We start from the raw sequence: 15,106 nt of genomic DNA, 5'->3' as shown, positions 1-15,106 counted from the left end.
GCGTTACGCGGGGGCCGTGAGACGAGCCTCGACGCACTCGCCTCACGCCCCCGCTTTTGGACATATGGGGCGAAAGTGTGAATACCGCATGCCTTCGAGGGCACTCCGTTCCCTGACCTCCCAGAGAACGGAGCCGCTGATGATCATCAAGAAGATGCACGAGATGGGTGTCCGCAGCGAGCACGCCTACATGGCCGCCATGGCGTCCATCGGCCTCAGTGTCGCCGCCTGGGTGGGCTCCCTGAAGATCGAACCCGGCACCAACGTCGCCCGCGCCGACCGCTGGGGCATCTTCGTCGGCGAGTGGGCACCCACCTTCTTCGGTCTCGGACTCGCCCTGTCCCACTACGAACAGCAGGACGGCACGCTCACGGCCGACGTCCACGAGTTCCGCCAGACGCAGAAGGCCGGCTGAACGGCCCACTCCGGCGAGCGCCCGGCGCCGTCGCCGCGCACCCTGGTGCCATGGCGTCCGTGAAACCCGTCGTGGTCTACCCGCCCGCCGCGGACGGTGGCCGGCGGGTGCGCGTCGACGACCAGTTCCTGGGGATCGCCTACGGGCTGCTGGACGTCGCCGAGTTCCTGCGCCGGGCGGGGATCGAGGACGCGGACGAGGCGTACGCGGCGACGTCCGGGCTGATCGAGTGGCGTGGCGGCGGCCCCGGCGTCTGGGGCACCGCCCCGGACGACGACCTGGCGTGACGCCCCGGCTTCGGCCGGCCGGGTCCGGGTGCGTGACCGCGCGGCGGGTCCGGCAGTTGAGCCGGGCATGAAGAAGCGCAGCATGCTCGCCATCGCCTCCCTCGCCACCGGGTTCGTCGTCGCGGCGGTCACCCCGTCGCACGCCCTCGGGGACAGGCTCGTCCCCCTCAACACGGACGAGACCCTCAGCACCCTCCCCGACACCGTCGCCACGGACGGCCTGCCCCTCGAGAGGGAGGACGGCGCGACGGAGAAGGGGAAGGGCTGACGGCCCGCCCGTCCCCGGCCCACGGCGCCGGCGCACCCGAGTCAGGGGCGCCGGCGCCGTCTTCATGCGCCCTCAACTGCGGCTGGTTTTCGTGGCAGGGTGGAGCGGGCAAGCCTCAGGGGGCCAACAGAAGAGGGGGACCTGTGACCGTCGTCTGGATCAACGGCGCGTTCGGTGCGGGGAAGACCACCACCGCACAGGAACTGATCGAACTGATCCCGAACAGCGCGCTCTTCGACCCCGAGGTCATCGGCGGAGCGCTCCGGTATCTGCTGCCGCCCAAACACCTCGCCGAGGTCGGCGACTTCCAGGACCTGTCGATCTGGCGACGGCTCGTGATCGACACGGCGGCCGCGATGCTCGCCGAGCTCGGCGGGACCCTGGTGGTTCCCATGACCCTGCTGCGCCAGGAGTACCGCGACGAGATCTTCGGAGGCCTGGCCGCCCGCAGGATTCCGGTCAGGCACATCCTGCTCGCTCCGGCCGAAACGATACTGCGGGAGCGGATAGCGGGCCGCGAGGTTCCGCCGGACCTGCCCGACGGCGAGATGCGAATACGCCAGTGGTCCTTCGACCACATCGAGTCGTACCGCGCCGCCCTCGCCTCCTGGCTCACCGCCGACGCCCACCCGGTCGACACCAGCGACCTCACGCCCCACGAGACCGCCGCCCGGATCGCCGAGGCCGTCACCAGCGGATCCGTGCCCGTCTGCGACATCGTGCAGACGCCCGAGCCCACCGCCGAGACCCTCGCCGCCGGAGTGCTCCTCTTCGACGAACAGGACCGGGTGCTGCTCGTCGACCCCACCTACAAGGCCGGCTGGGAGTTCCCCGGCGGGGTCGTCGAACCCGGCGAGGCGCCCGCCCGTGCCGGTGTCCGGGAGGTCGCCGAGGAGACCGGCATCCACCTCGACGAGGTGCCGAGCCTCCTCGTCGTCGACTGGGAACGCCCCTCGCCTCCCGGCTTCGGCGGACTGCGGCTCCTCTTCGACGGCGGCCTCCTCGACTCCGCGGAAGCCGGCCGGCTGCTGCTGCCCGGCCCGGAGTTGCGCGACTGCCGGTTCGTCACCGAGGAGGAGGCCGCCGACCTGTTGCCACCGGTGCGCTACGAGCGGCTGCGCTGGGCCCTGCGGGCCCGCGAACGCGGAGCGGCGTTCTATCTGGAAGCCGGGGTGCCGGTCGGCTGACGCCGAGTTCCGCCGTTCGTGCCTTTACCCCGCGCGGGGGATTCCGAGGGAAAAGCAAAAGGAAACGTCCGGGGAGCCACTCCCAATCGCTGCCCAAGGAATCTCCCGCACTCCCTCACGCGGCGGGTAATCACCTTCCCCGTGCTCGTCAACACTCGTCCATGAGCGCAAACAATCCCTTTTCCGGCCCCTGCTCCGCTTGACCGGACTCGCACGTGATTGCGAAAGTCCGCAGAGTCTCACGGCGGCACTTCCGACCGCCACTCAATTTCCTTGCCCCAGGGGCAGATCCGGGATGTCCGTACGATGACCACGCAACACCAGTCGGCCGACGCCGGGGGCGGCACCGCGCTGCTGACCGAGCCGTCGACGCAGGACCTCCGCCCCGGCGACACGGTCGTCGCCGGCCGCTCACCGGCCCGTATGGCCTGGAAGCGGATCAGGCGGGACAAGGTCACCATGGCCGCCTTGGCGGCCACCCTCCTGTTCATCGCGATCGCCCTGCTCGCGCCGGTCCTCACCGCGCTGACCGGCTGGGGACCGATCACCCCCGACAACAAGGCGATCAACCCCGACACGGGCAACTTCCCCTACGGATCCCTGGGCGGCATCAGCGCCCAGCACCTCCTCGGCGTCGAACCGGGCACCGGCTACGACCTGTTCGCCCGCATCGTCTACGGCCTGCGCACCTCCCTCTACGTGGGGTTCGCCTCGGCCGTGCTGTCCACCGTGGTCGGTGTCGTGGCAGGGCTCGCGGCCGGCTACTTCGGCGGCTGGGTCGACTCCCTGCTGTCCCGGGTCATGGACGTCATGCTGGCCTTTCCGCAGCTGCTGTTCATCATCGCGCTCACCCCGGTGATCCAGAACGCCCTGCAGACCAACACCCACGGCGGCACCGACGAGAACCTCCGCCTCCTCGTCCTGGTCCTCAACATCGCCGTCTTCGCCTGGGCGTACACCGCCCGTCTGGTGCGCGGACAGGTACTGTCCCTGCGCGAGCGGGAGTTCGTCGACGCCGCGCGACTGATGAGCGCCGGCCGCCGGCACATCCTCTTCCGGCAGCTGCTGCCCAACCTGTGGGCGCCGATCCTGATCTCCTTCGCCCTCGCCGTCCCGCAGAACATCACCACCGAGGCGGCCCTGTCGTACCTGGGCGTCGGCGTCATCCCGCCCAACCCCGACTGGGGAGCGCTGCTGTCGGACGCCTCCCAGTTCTTCCTCCAGGACCCGATGTACCTCTTCGTACCCGGCGTCCTGCTCCTCCTCCTCGTCCTGGCGCTCAATCTCCTCGGGGACGGCGTCCGGGACGCCCTGGACCCCCGCGCCCGGCGCGGCTGACAAAGCCACCCCCCGAGTCTCGGCCCCGCGGCCCCACGAACGGCCGCCGAGCCCGAAGCAAGAACGGAGTTTCCTCAATGACGCGCAGCACGCGCAGATCGCGCACGGTCGCTCTCACGGCCTTTGCCGTGGTGATCGCCCTGGGGGCCACCGCATGCGGAGGTTCCTCCGGCAGCAGCGCCGGCGGCGCCCCCGGAAAGGGCGGCACCCTGACCGTCCTGAACAAGGCGGACTTCGACCACCTCGACCCCCAGCGCGTCTACACGACCGAGGGTTCGAGCATGGACCAGGAGATCGTCCGGGACCTGACGGGCTGGGACGAGACGGGCGCGAAGCCGAAGCTCGTCGGCGACCTGGCCACCGACACCGGGACACCGTCCAAGGGCGCCACGGTCTGGACGTTCCACCTGCGGCACGGCATCAAGTACCAGGACGGCACCGAGGTCACCGCACCCGACGTCAAGTACGGCGTCGAGCGGTTCTTCTCCCCCGACATCAACGGCGGCCCGCCCTACGCGGCCCAGTGGCTCGTCGGCGGCGCCGACTACAAGGGCCCGTACCAGGGCAAGCAGCTCGACTCCATCCAGACGCCGGACAAGTACACGATCGTCTTCCATCTGAACCAGCCGGTGGCCGACTTCAACGAGACCACCTCGATGACCGGCTGGGCGGCCGTGCCCAAGGCCCATGACACCGGCTCGACCTACGACACCAAGGTCTGGTCCGACGGCCCGTACATGATCAAGTCCTACACCAAGAACAAGGAACTCGTCCTCACGAAGAACACGCACTGGTCCCAGGCGACCGACCCGATCCGGCAGCAGAACGTCGACGAGATGGACGTCAAGTTCGGCCAGGACGAGTCGGCCATCGACCAGCAGATCAAGTCCGACGCCGGAACCGCCCAGACCTCGATCCAGCAGTGGCCCATCGCCGGATCCGACCTGGCCCAGCTCGCCGGCGACCCGGCCCTGAAGAGCCGCTACTACAAGATCCCCGCGCCGGGCATCAACTACCTGGCCATCAACACCACCCGCGTCAAGGACCTCAAGGTCCGCCAGGCGATCGAGTACGCCATCGACAAGACGACGGTCCGCGGCGCCTTCGGCGGCTCCGCGTACGGCGACTACGCCACCACCATGCTCAGCCCCGGCATCGGCGGCTACCAGAAGTTCAACCTGTACAGCGCCAACCCGGCGGGCAACCTCGCCAAGGCCAAGGCCCTGATGAAGCAGGCGGGCGACCCGAAGCCCACCATGTCGATCGCCGTGGAGAACACACCCACCCAGGAGCACTTCGCCGACGCGGTGAAGACCGCGCTGGAGCACATCGGCATCCACGTCAACATCTCCCCGATCGACGCGGCGAACTACTTCAGCACCGTCAACAACACCAAGAACCAGTACGACCTGACCTGGGGCGACTGGATCGCCGACTGGCCGAACGCCTCCACGGTGCTGCCCACCCTCTTCGACGGCCGGCTGATCAAGAAGAACCCGCAGGCCAACCAGGACCTGTCGTACCTGAACGACCCCAAGGTCAACGCCCTGATCGACAAGGCCGCCAAGATGACCGACGTCCAGCAGCGCAACGCCGCCTACGGCCGGATGGACGAGCAGATCCTCAAGGACGCCGCCGTGGTCCCGCTGACGTACATGAACTTCAGCGACATGTCCGGCTCGAAGGTCGGCGGTGTCATCCCCGACACCATCCTGGCCGAGCCGAGCCTGGTCCACGTCTACGTCAAGCACTGACGGACCCCACCGCTTCGAACCCCGCCGGCGGCCCCGGCCGCCGGCGGGCATCCCACTCACGTCAGGTCCGGCACCCCATGTTTCGTTACCTCATCAGACGCCTGCTGGCAGCGGCCGTGATCATGCTGGTGATCACCACGATCACCTTCTTCATCTTCTTCGCGCTGCCGTCCGACCCCGCCCTCCTGGCCTGCGGAAAGACCTGCTCCCCCTCCCGGCTCGCGGAGATCAAGCACTCGCTGGGCCTGGACCGGAGCTATCTGACGCAGTACTGGGAGTTCTTCAAGGGACTGTTCGCCGGCCGTGACTTCGGCGACCAGAGCGTCCGCATCCACTGCGGGGCGCCCTGCCTCGGCGTCTCCTTCCAGACCGACACCCCCGTGCTGACCACGCTCCTGCAGGACTTCCCGGCGGACCTCTCCCTCGGGGCCGGCGCCGCCCTCGCGTTCCTGGTGCTGGGCGTCGGCCTCGGCACCGTCGCCGCCGTCCGCAGGGGCCGGGCCGCCGACAAGGCGGCGGTCGGACTCGCCCTGTTCGGCGTCTCGGTGCAGATCTACTTCATCGGCCTGCTCCTGCTGTACCTCTTCGTCGACAAGTTCCAGATCCTGCCGGCCTCCGGCTACACGCCGATCACCGAGGACCCGGCCGGCTGGTTCAAGGGGCTGATCCTGCCGTGGATCACCCTCGTCATCGTCTACCTCGCGATGTACACCCGGCTCACCCGCTCCTCCATGCTGGAGGTCTTCGCCGAGGACTACATGCGCACCGCCCGCGCCAAGGGCCTGCCGGCCACCACCGTCGTCCTCAAGCACGGACTGCGGGCCGCCATCACCCCGATCATCACCATCTTCGGCATGGACGTCGGCTCCCTGATCGGCGGCTCCGCGGTCATCACCGAGTCCGTGTTCGGCATCAACGGCATCGGCAAGCTCGCGGTCGACTCCGTCCAGAACTCCGACCTGCCCGTCATCCTCGGCACCACGCTCTTCGCCGCGACGTTCGTCGTCCTCGCCAACGTGGTCGTCGACCTGGTGTACGGCCTCGTCGACCCGCGCGTGCGCCTCGCCTGAGCCCCTCTTCCGTCCTTAGGAACACCCGTGTCCGTTCAGACCTCACCGCAGCCCGCGGACGTCACGCCCGCCCCCGCACCCTTCCTCGACGTACGCGACCTGAAGGTGCACTTCCCGACCGAGGACGGCCTCGTCAGGTCCGTCGACGGCGTCTCCTTCACCCTGGAGAAGGGCAGCACCCTCGGCATCGTCGGCGAGTCCGGCTCCGGCAAGTCGGTGACCTCGCTGGCCCTGCTCGGACTGCACAAGGGCACCAGCGCCCGGGTCTTCGGCGAGATCCGGCTGGAGGGCAGGGAACTCGTCGCCCTGCCCGAGGCGGAGATGCGCGCACTGCGCGGCCGCACGGTCTCCATGATCTTCCAGGACCCGCTCTCCGCGCTGCACCCCTTCTTCACCGTCGGCTCCCAGATCGCCGAGGCCTACCGCGTCCACCACAAGGTCTCCAAGAAGGAGGCCAGGGACCGCGCGGTGGAGATGCTGAAGCGGGTCGGCATCCCGCAGCCCGAACGCCGGGTCAGGGACTACCCGCACCAGTTCTCCGGCGGCATGCGCCAGCGCGCCATGATCGCCATGTCCCTGGTCTGCGACCCCGCCCTCCTCATCGCCGACGAGCCCACCACCGCCCTGGACGTCACCGTCCAGGCACAGATCCTGGACCTGATCCGCGATCTGCAGGAGGAGTTCGGCTCCGCCGTCGTCATCATCACGCACGACCTCGGGGTGGTCTCCGACATCGCCGACGACATCCTCGTGATGTACGGCGGCCGCCGCATCGAGTACGGCGCCACCCGCGAGGTCCTCAAGCAGCCCCAGCACCCCTACACCTGGGGCCTGTTGCAGTCGATGCCGCACCTCACCGGCGACGTCGGCGAACGCCTGAACCCGATCCCCGGCACCCCGCCGAGCCTGATCAACCTGCCGGACGGCTGCTCCTTCCACCCCCGCTGCGCCTACAAGGGCTGGGTCCCTCAGGGGCCTTGCACCGCTGAGCGGCCCGAGCTGCGCCTCGTCTCCGGCGCCGGAGGGCACCTCGCCGCGTGCCATCTCACCGACGAGGCCAGGCAGGAGATCCGCGGCGGGACCGGCCCGGACGACCGCGGCGCCGCAGCCGCACGGGCCGCGCAGTGACGGCGGCGGACGAAAGGGAGCATGCCGTGAGCACCACCCAGCCCCTCACCGGGCCGACCACCGACCGCCCCGCGGGCGAGAACCTCCTCGAAGTACGCGGTCTCCAGAAGCACTTCCCCCTCCGGCAGGGCATCATCTTCCAGCGGCAGATCGGAGCCGTACGAGCCGTCGACGGCATCGACTTCTCCGTCGGGCCCGCCGAGTCGCTGGGCCTGGTCGGGGAGTCCGGCTGCGGCAAGTCCACCACCGGCCGCCTGATCACCCGGCTGCTCGAACCCACCGGAGGCTCCGTGGTGTTCGACGGCGAGGACATCACCCACCGGCCTCCCGGGCGGATGGTCGAGGCCCGCCGCAACCTCCAGATGATCTTCCAGGACCCGTACTCCTCGCTGAACCCCCGGCACACCGTCGGCACCATCATCGAGACGCCGATGCGGCTCAACGGCATCAACCCGCCCCAGGGCCACAAACGGCGCGCCCAGGAACTCCTGGAGACGGTCGGGCTCAACCCCGAGCATTACAACCGCTACCCCAACGAGTTCTCCGGCGGCCAGCGCCAGCGCATCGGCATCGCCCGCGCCCTCGCCCTGCGGCCCAAACTGATCGTGGCCGACGAACCCGTCTCCGCGCTGGACGTCTCCATCCAGGCGCAGGTCGTCAACCTGCTCCAGGACCTTCAGCGGGAGTTCGGCATCGCCTTCGTCTTCATCGCCCACGACCTCGCCGTCGTACGGCACTTCTCCGAACGCGTCGCCGTGATGTACCTCGGCAAGATCGTCGAGGTGGCCGGCCGGGAGTCCCTCTACACCCGGCCGCGGCACCCCTACACGCACGCGCTGCTGTCGGCCGTGCCCGAGGCCGACCCGGACGCCACCGAGCGGCGCGAACGCATCCGGCTGGCCGGCGACGTGCCCTCACCGATCGACCCGCCCTCCGGCTGCCGCTTCCGCACCCGCTGCTGGAAGGCCCAGGACAAGTGCGCCACCGAGGAACCCCGGCTGGGACGTGTCGAGGGCAGCCCCTCGGGCCATCTCACCGCCTGCCACTTCCCCGAGGAGCCGACGGTCGCGGCGCGCGGGGAGGACATCGTCCTGGATCCGGCGCTCGGCTAGGGCCCTAGGGGTGTCCCAGGCCCGGCCCGGCTACCCGCGCGCCGCGTTCCTCAGCGCCCGGGCCGCCTGCTCCAGCGCCGGATCCCCGTGACCGAAGCAGGCGACCGTCGCGCCGAGTTCCGCCAGTCGCCCGCAGGCGGCGAGGACCTGGCCGCGATCGAGGTTGAGCACACCGGGGATCACCGAGCCGTCCACGGGTGACGCCGCGACCGTGTCGCCCGTGAACAGCACCCGGTGCTCAGGGAGGTGGAGCGCGATGCTGCCGTGCGTGTGCCCCGGCACATGGACGACGTGCGCGCCGCCGCCCCAGTCCAGGATCTCGCCCCCGGCCAGCTCGGTGACCTGCGCCGGCCGCACGAGGTCACCCTCGGGCAGGAACTTCGCGGCCTCCTCGTACAGCGGCCGCTCCCAGTCCTCGAACACCGGCTCCGGGCCCGGGACCTCGCCCCGGACGACGGGCGCGTCCAGCCGGTGGGCCAGCACCTCGGCACCGCTGAGCGCGGCGAACTCGCCCGCCCCGCCCGCGTGGTCCCAGTGGAAGTGGGTGAGCACGATCCGCCGTACCTCCCGCGGATCCCGGCCGAGCGCGGTCACCGCCTCGGCGATCGAGGCACCGGAGCCGGGCGGACCGGCGTCGATCAGCGTCAGGTCGGCGTGGTCGGCGCCGTCGCACCACAGGTAGGCCTGGCCGACCGGGAAGCGCAGTAAGTGGAGGCGGGGGAGGAGCTCTACGACGTCCATGGGACGACCGTAGGCAGGGCCCCCGTGAGCGGACGAGGGCCTTCTGCCGACGGCAGAGCCGTCAGCTCGCCGCGTAGTTGCGCAGGAACAGCGCCTCCGCCACCGACAGCCGCTCCAGCTCCTCGGGGGACACGCTCTCATTCACCGCGTGGATCTGGGCCTCCGGCTCGCTCAGCCCGATCAGCAGGATCTCCGCCTGCGGATAGAGCGCGGCGAGCGTGTTGCACAGCGGGATGGAGCCGCCCTGGCCCGCGTACTGCATCTCCTGCCCCGGGTACGCCACCGCCATCGCATCCGCCATGGCCTGGTACGCCGGGCTGGTGGTGTCGGCGCGGAAGGCCTGGCCCTGGCCGATCTGCTCGGTGCTCACCCGCGCACCCCACGGCGTGTGCGCCTCCACGTGCGCCTGGAGCAGCTTGGTCGCCTCGGCCGCGTCCACGCCCGGCGGCACCCGCAGGCTGATCAGCGCCCGGGCGCTGGCCTGCACGGACGGGGTGGCGCCGACGACGGGCGGGCAGTCGATGCCGAGGACCGTCACGGCCGGGCGCGCCCAGATGCGGTCGGCGACCGTGCCGGAGCCGATCAGTCCGACGCCGTCCAGCACCTTGGCGTCCTGCCGGAACCGCTCCTCGTCGTACTGGAGCCCCTCCCAGGCCGAGCCCCCGGTGAGTCCGTCGACCGTCGTGGAACCGTCCTCGGCGCGCAGTGAGTCCAGGACGCGGATCAGGGCGGCCAGCGCGTCGGGCGCGGCACCGCCGAACTGGCCCGAGTGCAGGTTGCCGGCGAGCGTGTCGACGCGCACCCGGACGAGCGTCATACCGCGCAGGGTCGTCGTGACGGTCGGCAGCCCGACCCGGAAGTTGCCCGCGTCGCCGATGACGATCGTGTCGGCCTCCAGCAGGTCCGGGTGTGCCTGCGCGTACCGCTCCAGGCCGCCCGTGCCCTGCTCCTCCGAGCCCTCGGCGATCACCTTCACATGGACCGGGACGCCGCCGTTCGCCTTCAGCGCGCGCAGCGCCAGCAGGTGCATGATGACACCGCCCTTGCAGTCGGCGGTCCCGCGCCCGTACCAGCGTCCGTCCCGCTCGGTCAGTTCGAACGGCGGGGTCGTCCAGCCGGCCTCGTCCAGCGGCGGCTGCACGTCGTAGTGGGCGTACAGCAGGACCGTCTTCGCGCCCTCGGGGCCGGGCAGGTAGCCGTAGACCGACTGTGTGCCGTCGGGGGTGTCGAGCAGGGCCACGTCCTGGAATCCCTCGGCGGCGAGCGCGTCCGAGACCCAGCGGGCGGCGCCCTCGCTCTCGCTCCTCGGGAACTGGTCGAAGTCCGCCACCGACCGGAAGGCCACCAGTTCGGTGAGCTCTTCCTTCGCCCTGGGCATCAGCGAGGCGACGGTTCCGGCGACCGGATTCGACGACATGGGCACGCTCCTTGTGGGTGCGAGGTGGTAGCGGTGAGTGCCGTAGATCCTCCCACAGCGGCCTTGGGCCAGGTCCGCCGTAGGATGCGGGAGACAGCAGGGGCAGGCGGCTTGATCGGGAGCAGTAGACCATCGTGAGCAGCGAGAACTCTTCGGCGGACGACGTGCGACAGGTGTGGGACGTCGTCGTGGTGGGCGCGGGACCCGCGGGCGCTTCGGCCGCGTACGCGGCGGCGGTCGCCGGCAGACGTGTGCTGTTGCTGGAGAAGGCGGAGCTGCCGCGGTACAAGACGTGCGGCGGCGGCATCATCGGCCCCTCGCGCGACGCCCTCCCGCCGGGTTTCGAGCTGCCGCTCAAGGACCGGGTGCACGCGGTGACGTTCTCGAACAACGGCCGCTTCACGCGCACCCGACGGTCCAAGCAGATGCTGTTCGGGCTGATCAACCGGCCCGAGTTCGACCAGCAGCTCGTCGAGCACGCGCAGAAGGCGGGCGCCGAGCTGCGTACGGGTGTCACCGTCCAGCGGGTCGAGCAGCACGGCTCGGCGGTGCCCGACCGGCGCACGGTCGCCGTGCTCCTCCAGGGCGGCGAGGTCCTGCTCGCGCGGGCCGTGGTCGGCGCGGACGGCAGCGCCAGCCGCATAGGGGCGCACGTCGGGGTCAAGGTCGACCAGGTGGACCTCGGCCTGGAGGTGGAGATCCCGGTGCCGGAGACCGTCGCCGAGGACTGGAAGGGGCGGGTGCTCCTCGACTGGGGTCCCATTCCCGGCAGTTACGGCTGGGTCTTCCCCAAGGGCGACACCCTGACGGTCGGGGTGATCTCGGCGCGGGGCGAAGGCGCCGCGACGAAGCGGTACTTGGAGGAGTTCGTCGGGCGGCTCGGCCTCGCCGGGTTCGAACCGAGCATCTCCTCCGGGCACCTGACCCGCTGCCGGGCCGATGACTCGCCGCTCTCGCGCGGGCGGGTGCTGGTGTGCGGTGACGCGGCGGGGCTGCTGGAGCCGTGGACCCGCGAGGGCATCTCCTTCGCGCTGCGGTCCGGGCGGCTGGCGGGGGAGTGGGCGGTGCGGATCGCCGAGGCGCACGACGCGGTGGACACGCGTCGGCAGGCCCTCAACTACGCGTTCGCGGTCAAGTCCGGGCTCGGCGTGGAGATGAGCGTCGGCAGGCGGCTGCTGACCGTGTTCGAGCGCCGCCCCGGCCTGTTCCACGCGGCGGTGACGAGCTTCCGCCCGGCCTGGCGGGCGTTCAAGGAGATCACGCAGGGTTCGACGTCGCTGGGCGAGATCGTCCGCACGTATCCGGTGGCCCAGCGGGCTCTGACCGCGCTGGACCGCCGTCCCGCCGCGGCGGGCGACGAGGTCAGCCCGTCACCGTGATCTCGAAGACCGGGTGGTCGGGGGCGATCCGGCGCAGCTGGTCGTCCGGGGAGTCGGGGCCGACTCCGTTGAAGAAGACCCCGACCTCCGCCTTCCAGCGCTTGAGGTAGGCGCGCAGGATCGGGGTCTTGTCGTCGTCGGCGACCTCGGTCGCGGCGAAGGTGTCCACGTGCTTGCCGAGGTGCAGTTCGCCGCCGCCCGCGGCGCGCATGTTGTGCGTCCACTGGACGTGGCCGCGGGGGGCGACCAGGTACTGCCGGCCGTCCAGGGTCAGCAGATTGACCGGGGTGGTGCGCCACTGGCCGCTCTTGCGGCCGCGGACGGCGAGGACGCGGGAGCCCCAGACGCTGATGCCGCGGCGGGTCAGCCAGCTGACGAGCCGGTTGAAGACGTTGATGGTGAACCAGCCGGGCTTGCGGACGTGCGTGGACATGGGTCCCCCTGGGTGACTGTGTGAGCGGCGCTCTTATGTGTGAGCGGTGCTCTCGTTTATGAGCGATGCTCTCGCTCTGTGGTCTCAGTCTGCCTGGATCGGTGCCCCAAAGCAAGAGCAGTGCTCTCGTTTGTGTGCACTGCTCTGCTTTCATGGCACACTTCCCGCATGAGCACCGCACACGGCGCCCGTGCCCGGGCCAGGATGGAAGTCACCGCGGCCATCAAGGACGAGGCCCGCAGACAGCTCGCGGCCGACGGCGCCGCCCGGCTCTCGCTGCGGGCCGTCGCCCGAGAGCTCGGCATGGTCTCCTCCGCGCTGTACCGCTACTTCCCCAGCCGTGACGACCTGCTGACCGCCCTCATCATCGACGCCTACGACTCCCTCGGCGAAACCGCCGAGGCCGCCCACGAGGCAGCCGCCGGCTCCGGCCCCCTGCACCGCTGGATCGCGGTGTGCGAGGCGGTGCGGCGCTGGGCGCTGGGCCACCCGCACGAGTACGCCCTCATCTACGGATCGCCCGTCCCGGGCTACACCGCCCCCGACACCACCGTCCCGGCCGCCGCCCGCGTCGGACTCCTGCTCATCGGCATCGTGCGCGACGCCTACCGTGGCCTCGGCCTGGCCCGGCCCTCGCTCCCGGCGGACCTGCGCCCGGAGGCCGAGCGGATGGCCGCCGACCTCGCGCCGGACCTCCCGCCGGAGGTGGTGACGGTGCTGGTCGCGGCCTGGGCCCAGCTGTACGGGCTGGTCGGCTTCGAGCTGTTCGGGCAGTTCAACCGGGTGGTGGAGGACCGGGAGGCGTTCTTCCGGCACGCGGTGGGGCAACTCGCCCACGGGGTGGGGCTGGTGTATCCGCAGAAGGGCTGACCAGGACGCTCAGGCCACCGGAACCGGCGGCCCGGGCAGCGACGCCGGATCCTGGCGCAGGACCCGGGCGTGCAGGGCCCGCAGGCCCGGCCCCGGGCCCGCGCCCATCGCGTCGGCGAGCCGCCGCCGTGCCTCCTCGTACACCGTGAGCGCTGCACAGCCTGTCGGTGATGTTCGGCTGCCTGGTGTGGGGCTTCCAGGGCGGGCACCTGTCCGGACCGCTCGGCTTCACCGCCACCGGGTCGATCGAGCCGAGCATCCCGGTGCTGACGTTCTGCGTGGCATACGGGCGGCCGGCCGGGCGGGCGAACCGGTGGGCGCCGCGGCGGCTGCGCGGGCTGCGGGTCAGGGAGGGCGAGGGGGTCCCGGCGGACGACGTACTTCCACGGGAGTACGTGTGATCACCGCGCCCGGGTGACGCCGCCGCGGGCCGGCGGCGTCTAGCGTGGCCGATATGGATGAGCAGCGGGTGCGGGGCGGTCCGCGGCAGTGGTGGCGGCACGGGCCCGCGCGGTGGGACGGGTGGGGCGAGGGGGAGCGTGCGCCCGGGTGGCCCTGGCGGTCCACCGTCCTCGTCACGGTCTTCGTGCTGGTCGGCTCGAACTTCGCCGCGCACGGCCAGGCGGGCGAGCGGGCGGCACTGGACGTCTTCGCGCGGGTGCTGCTGCTGGTGGCCGGGGCGCTGCTGCTGTGGCGCAAGCGGTATCCGGTGGCCGTGGTCTTCGGCACCGCGGGTGCCGTCATGGTCTACCTGGGGGCCGGGTATCCGTACGGGCCGGTCCTCCTCGCCGTCGCTCTGGCGTGCTTCAGCGCGATCGTCTCCGGGCACCGCTGGGCGGCGTGGGCGGCGATGGGGACGCTCTGGGCCGGGCACGTCCTGGTGGCGCACTGGCTCTACCGGTGGCTGCCGCCGTCGGGGGACTCCGCCGCCGCCTGGGGTGAGGAACTGGTGGTCGCCACCTGGGTGGTGGCGATCGCGGCGGTGTCGGAGCTGTTCCGGGTCCGGCGCGAGCAGTGGGCCCGGGAGCGGGCCGAGCGCGCCGAGGCCGCGCGGCGGCGGGCCGACGAGGAGCGGCTGCGGATCGCGCGGGAACTGCACGACGTGCTCGCCCACAGCATTTCCGTGATCAACGTGCAGGCGGGTGTCGGCCTCGCGCTCCTCGACTCCGATCCCGAACAGGCCCGTACCGCGCTCACCACGATCAAGGAACAGAGCAAGGAGGCGCTCGGCGAGGTGCGCCAGGTGCTCGACACGCTGCGCGCGCCCGGTGACGCGCCGCGCGCGCCCGCGCCCGGGCTGGACCGGCTAGCCGAGCTGGTGGAGCAGGCGGCGAGCGCGGGCCTGACGGTGGAGGTCGAGGGGGAGCCGCCCCGGCTCGCTCCCGGCACGGACCTCGCCGCCTTCCGGATCGTCCAGGAGGCCCTGACCAACGTGGTACGGCACTCGGGCTCGCGGCACGCGCGCGTGCACCTCGCACACGACGCGGACGTGCTGCGGCTGCGGGTCGACGACGACGGGCCCGCGACCGGCGCCGACGCCGGCGGCAGCGGCAACGGGCTGGCCGGTATGCGGGAGCGGGCCGCCGCGCTGGGTGGCACCATCGAGGCGGGGTCCCGGCCGGACGGCGGTTTCCGGGTGCTCGCCGTACTTCCGTTGAGGGCTTCCGTCGGCCCTTGAGCCGTATCCCAGAACCACGTCAGGAGGAC

17 protein-coding genes are annotated in these 15,106 nt (G+C 71.2%); 13 read left to right on the top strand and 4 right to left on the bottom strand.

The features are described from left to right. The first annotated feature begins 139 nt into the window (after positions 1-139). From ACFZDA_RS17835 to ACFZDA_RS17795, 9 genes are all read left to right on the top strand, one after another. Positions 140-415: a hypothetical protein gene (locus ACFZDA_RS17835; RefSeq protein ID WP_086560370.1), complete on the top strand. Its 276-nt coding sequence runs from the start codon at positions 140-142 to the stop codon at positions 413-415. A gap of 50 nt (positions 416-465) precedes the next feature. Continuing rightward, positions 466-702 carry a hypothetical protein gene (locus tag ACFZDA_RS17830; protein ID WP_391081849.1) on the top strand — a complete coding sequence of 79 codons (237 nt, stop codon included), beginning with the start codon at positions 466-468 and terminating at the stop codon, positions 700-702. A gap of 67 nt (positions 703-769) precedes the next feature. Continuing rightward, positions 770-970, top strand: a complete 201-nt coding sequence (locus tag ACFZDA_RS17825; RefSeq protein ID WP_391081847.1) for a hypothetical protein — start codon at positions 770-772, stop codon at positions 968-970. A gap of 143 nt (positions 971-1,113) precedes the next feature. Continuing rightward, a complete protein-coding gene (locus ACFZDA_RS17820) occupies positions 1,114-2,157 on the top strand; it encodes an NUDIX domain-containing protein (RefSeq protein WP_391081844.1) in 1,044 nt (347 codons plus the stop codon). 306 nt (positions 2,158-2,463) lie between these two features. Continuing rightward, positions 2,464-3,495 (top strand): ABC transporter permease subunit, encoded by a 1,032-nt coding sequence (locus ACFZDA_RS17815; RefSeq protein WP_391081841.1) that lies wholly within the window; start codon positions 2,464-2,466, stop codon positions 3,493-3,495. 77 nt (positions 3,496-3,572) lie between these two features. Next, complete coding sequence (locus ACFZDA_RS17810) at positions 3,573-5,249, top strand: ABC transporter substrate-binding protein (RefSeq protein WP_391081838.1); 1,677 nt, start codon at positions 3,573-3,575, stop codon at positions 5,247-5,249. Between the two features lie 77 nt (positions 5,250-5,326). Then, on the top strand, positions 5,327-6,319 hold the full coding sequence (locus ACFZDA_RS17805; RefSeq protein WP_391081836.1) for an ABC transporter permease subunit: 993 nt from the start codon (positions 5,327-5,329) through the stop codon (positions 6,317-6,319). A gap of 27 nt (positions 6,320-6,346) precedes the next feature. Next, positions 6,347-7,447: an oligopeptide/dipeptide ABC transporter ATP-binding protein gene (locus ACFZDA_RS17800; RefSeq protein ID WP_391081833.1), complete on the top strand. Its 1,101-nt coding sequence runs from the start codon at positions 6,347-6,349 to the stop codon at positions 7,445-7,447. Positions 7,448-7,473: 26 nt separating this feature from the next. Further along, positions 7,474-8,559, top strand: coding sequence for a dipeptide ABC transporter ATP-binding protein (locus ACFZDA_RS17795; RefSeq protein ID WP_391081830.1), 1,086 nt, complete (start codon positions 7,474-7,476; stop codon positions 8,557-8,559). A 30-nt stretch (positions 8,560-8,589) separates the two neighbouring features. Here the strand turns inward: ACFZDA_RS17795 and ACFZDA_RS17790 are convergent, their stop codons facing one another. Together ACFZDA_RS17790 and ACFZDA_RS17785 are read right to left on the bottom strand one after the other, a co-directional pair. Further along, positions 8,590-9,300 (bottom strand): MBL fold metallo-hydrolase, encoded by a 711-nt coding sequence (locus tag ACFZDA_RS17790; protein ID WP_391081827.1) that lies wholly within the window; start codon positions 9,298-9,300, stop codon positions 8,590-8,592. 61 nt (positions 9,301-9,361) lie between these two features. Next, positions 9,362-10,717, bottom strand: a complete 1,356-nt coding sequence (locus ACFZDA_RS17785) for a M20/M25/M40 family metallo-hydrolase (RefSeq protein ID WP_391081824.1) — start codon at positions 10,715-10,717, stop codon at positions 9,362-9,364. Positions 10,718-10,851: 134 nt separating this feature from the next. Between ACFZDA_RS17785 and ACFZDA_RS17780 the strand changes: the two genes are divergently transcribed. Next, complete coding sequence (locus ACFZDA_RS17780) at positions 10,852-12,096, top strand: geranylgeranyl reductase family protein (protein ID WP_391081822.1); 1,245 nt, start codon at positions 10,852-10,854, stop codon at positions 12,094-12,096. Here the strand turns inward: ACFZDA_RS17780 and ACFZDA_RS17775 are convergent. Further along, on the bottom strand, positions 12,080-12,529 hold the full coding sequence (locus tag ACFZDA_RS17775; RefSeq protein WP_391081819.1) for a nitroreductase family deazaflavin-dependent oxidoreductase: 450 nt from the start codon (positions 12,527-12,529) through the stop codon (positions 12,080-12,082). The genes ACFZDA_RS17780 and ACFZDA_RS17775 overlap by 17 nt on opposite strands. A gap of 168 nt (positions 12,530-12,697) precedes the next feature. Between ACFZDA_RS17775 and ACFZDA_RS17770 the strand changes: the two genes are divergently transcribed. Beyond that, the gene (locus ACFZDA_RS17770) at positions 12,698-13,399 is read left to right on the top strand and encodes a WHG domain-containing protein (RefSeq protein WP_391081816.1); all 702 of its coding nucleotides are present in this window, start codon (positions 12,698-12,700) and stop codon (positions 13,397-13,399) included. Between the two features lie 9 nt (positions 13,400-13,408). On the opposite strand, the gene ACFZDA_RS17765 is transcribed toward ACFZDA_RS17770, so the two are convergent. Continuing rightward, positions 13,409-13,543: a BTAD domain-containing putative transcriptional regulator gene (locus tag ACFZDA_RS17765; protein ID WP_391081813.1), complete on the bottom strand. Its 135-nt coding sequence runs from the start codon at positions 13,541-13,543 to the stop codon at positions 13,409-13,411. A 26-nt stretch (positions 13,544-13,569) separates the two neighbouring features. Here ACFZDA_RS17765 and ACFZDA_RS17760 point away from each other — a divergent pair, with 26 nt between their 5' ends. Both ACFZDA_RS17760 and ACFZDA_RS17755 read left to right on the top strand, forming a co-directional pair. After that, positions 13,570-13,800 carry a hypothetical protein gene (locus ACFZDA_RS17760; RefSeq protein WP_391081811.1) on the top strand — a complete coding sequence of 77 codons (231 nt, stop codon included), beginning with the start codon at positions 13,570-13,572 and terminating at the stop codon, positions 13,798-13,800. 53 nt (positions 13,801-13,853) lie between these two features. After that, on the top strand, positions 13,854-15,077 hold the full coding sequence (locus ACFZDA_RS17755) for a histidine kinase (RefSeq protein ID WP_391081808.1): 1,224 nt from the start codon (positions 13,854-13,856) through the stop codon (positions 15,075-15,077). Positions 15,078-15,106: the final 29 nt, after the last annotated feature.

It is taken from the genome of Streptomyces sp. NPDC007991, from assembly GCF_042958445.1.
Taxonomy (GTDB): Bacteria; Actinomycetota; Actinomycetes; order Streptomycetales; family Streptomycetaceae; genus Streptomyces.
The sequence above is the reverse complement of the archived record's forward strand: the minus strand, read 5'-3'. Positions and strand labels throughout refer to the sequence as shown.

What these genes read in the sequence shown, in the direction of transcription:
- ACFZDA_RS17770 (WP_391081816.1), top strand. Translation starts at nt 12,698, where the DNA reads ATGAGCACCGCACACGGCGCCCGTGCCCGGGCCAGGATGGAAGTCACC.
- ACFZDA_RS17815 (WP_391081841.1), top strand. Translation starts at nt 2,464, where the DNA reads ATGACCACGCAACACCAGTCGGCCGACGCCGGGGGCGGCACCGCGCTG.
- ACFZDA_RS17755 (WP_391081808.1), top strand. Translation starts at nt 13,854, where the DNA reads ATGGATGAGCAGCGGGTGCGGGGCGGTCCGCGGCAGTGGTGGCGGCAC.
- ACFZDA_RS17790 (WP_391081827.1), bottom strand. Translation starts at nt 9,300, where the DNA reads ATGGACGTCGTAGAGCTCCTCCCCCGCCTCCACTTACTGCGCTTCCCG.
- ACFZDA_RS17785 (WP_391081824.1), bottom strand. Translation starts at nt 10,717, where the DNA reads ATGTCGTCGAATCCGGTCGCCGGAACCGTCGCCTCGCTGATGCCCAGG.
- ACFZDA_RS17835 (WP_086560370.1), top strand. Translation starts at nt 140, where the DNA reads ATGATCATCAAGAAGATGCACGAGATGGGTGTCCGCAGCGAGCACGCC.
- ACFZDA_RS17775 (WP_391081819.1), bottom strand. Translation starts at nt 12,529, where the DNA reads ATGTCCACGCACGTCCGCAAGCCCGGCTGGTTCACCATCAACGTCTTC.
- ACFZDA_RS17805 (WP_391081836.1), top strand. Translation starts at nt 5,327, where the DNA reads ATGTTTCGTTACCTCATCAGACGCCTGCTGGCAGCGGCCGTGATCATG.
- ACFZDA_RS17810 (WP_391081838.1), top strand. Translation starts at nt 3,573, where the DNA reads ATGACGCGCAGCACGCGCAGATCGCGCACGGTCGCTCTCACGGCCTTT.
- ACFZDA_RS17760 (WP_391081811.1), top strand. Translation starts at nt 13,570, where the DNA reads ATGTTCGGCTGCCTGGTGTGGGGCTTCCAGGGCGGGCACCTGTCCGGA.
- ACFZDA_RS17830 (WP_391081849.1), top strand. Translation starts at nt 466, where the DNA reads ATGGCGTCCGTGAAACCCGTCGTGGTCTACCCGCCCGCCGCGGACGGT.
- ACFZDA_RS17825 (WP_391081847.1), top strand. Translation starts at nt 770, where the DNA reads ATGAAGAAGCGCAGCATGCTCGCCATCGCCTCCCTCGCCACCGGGTTC.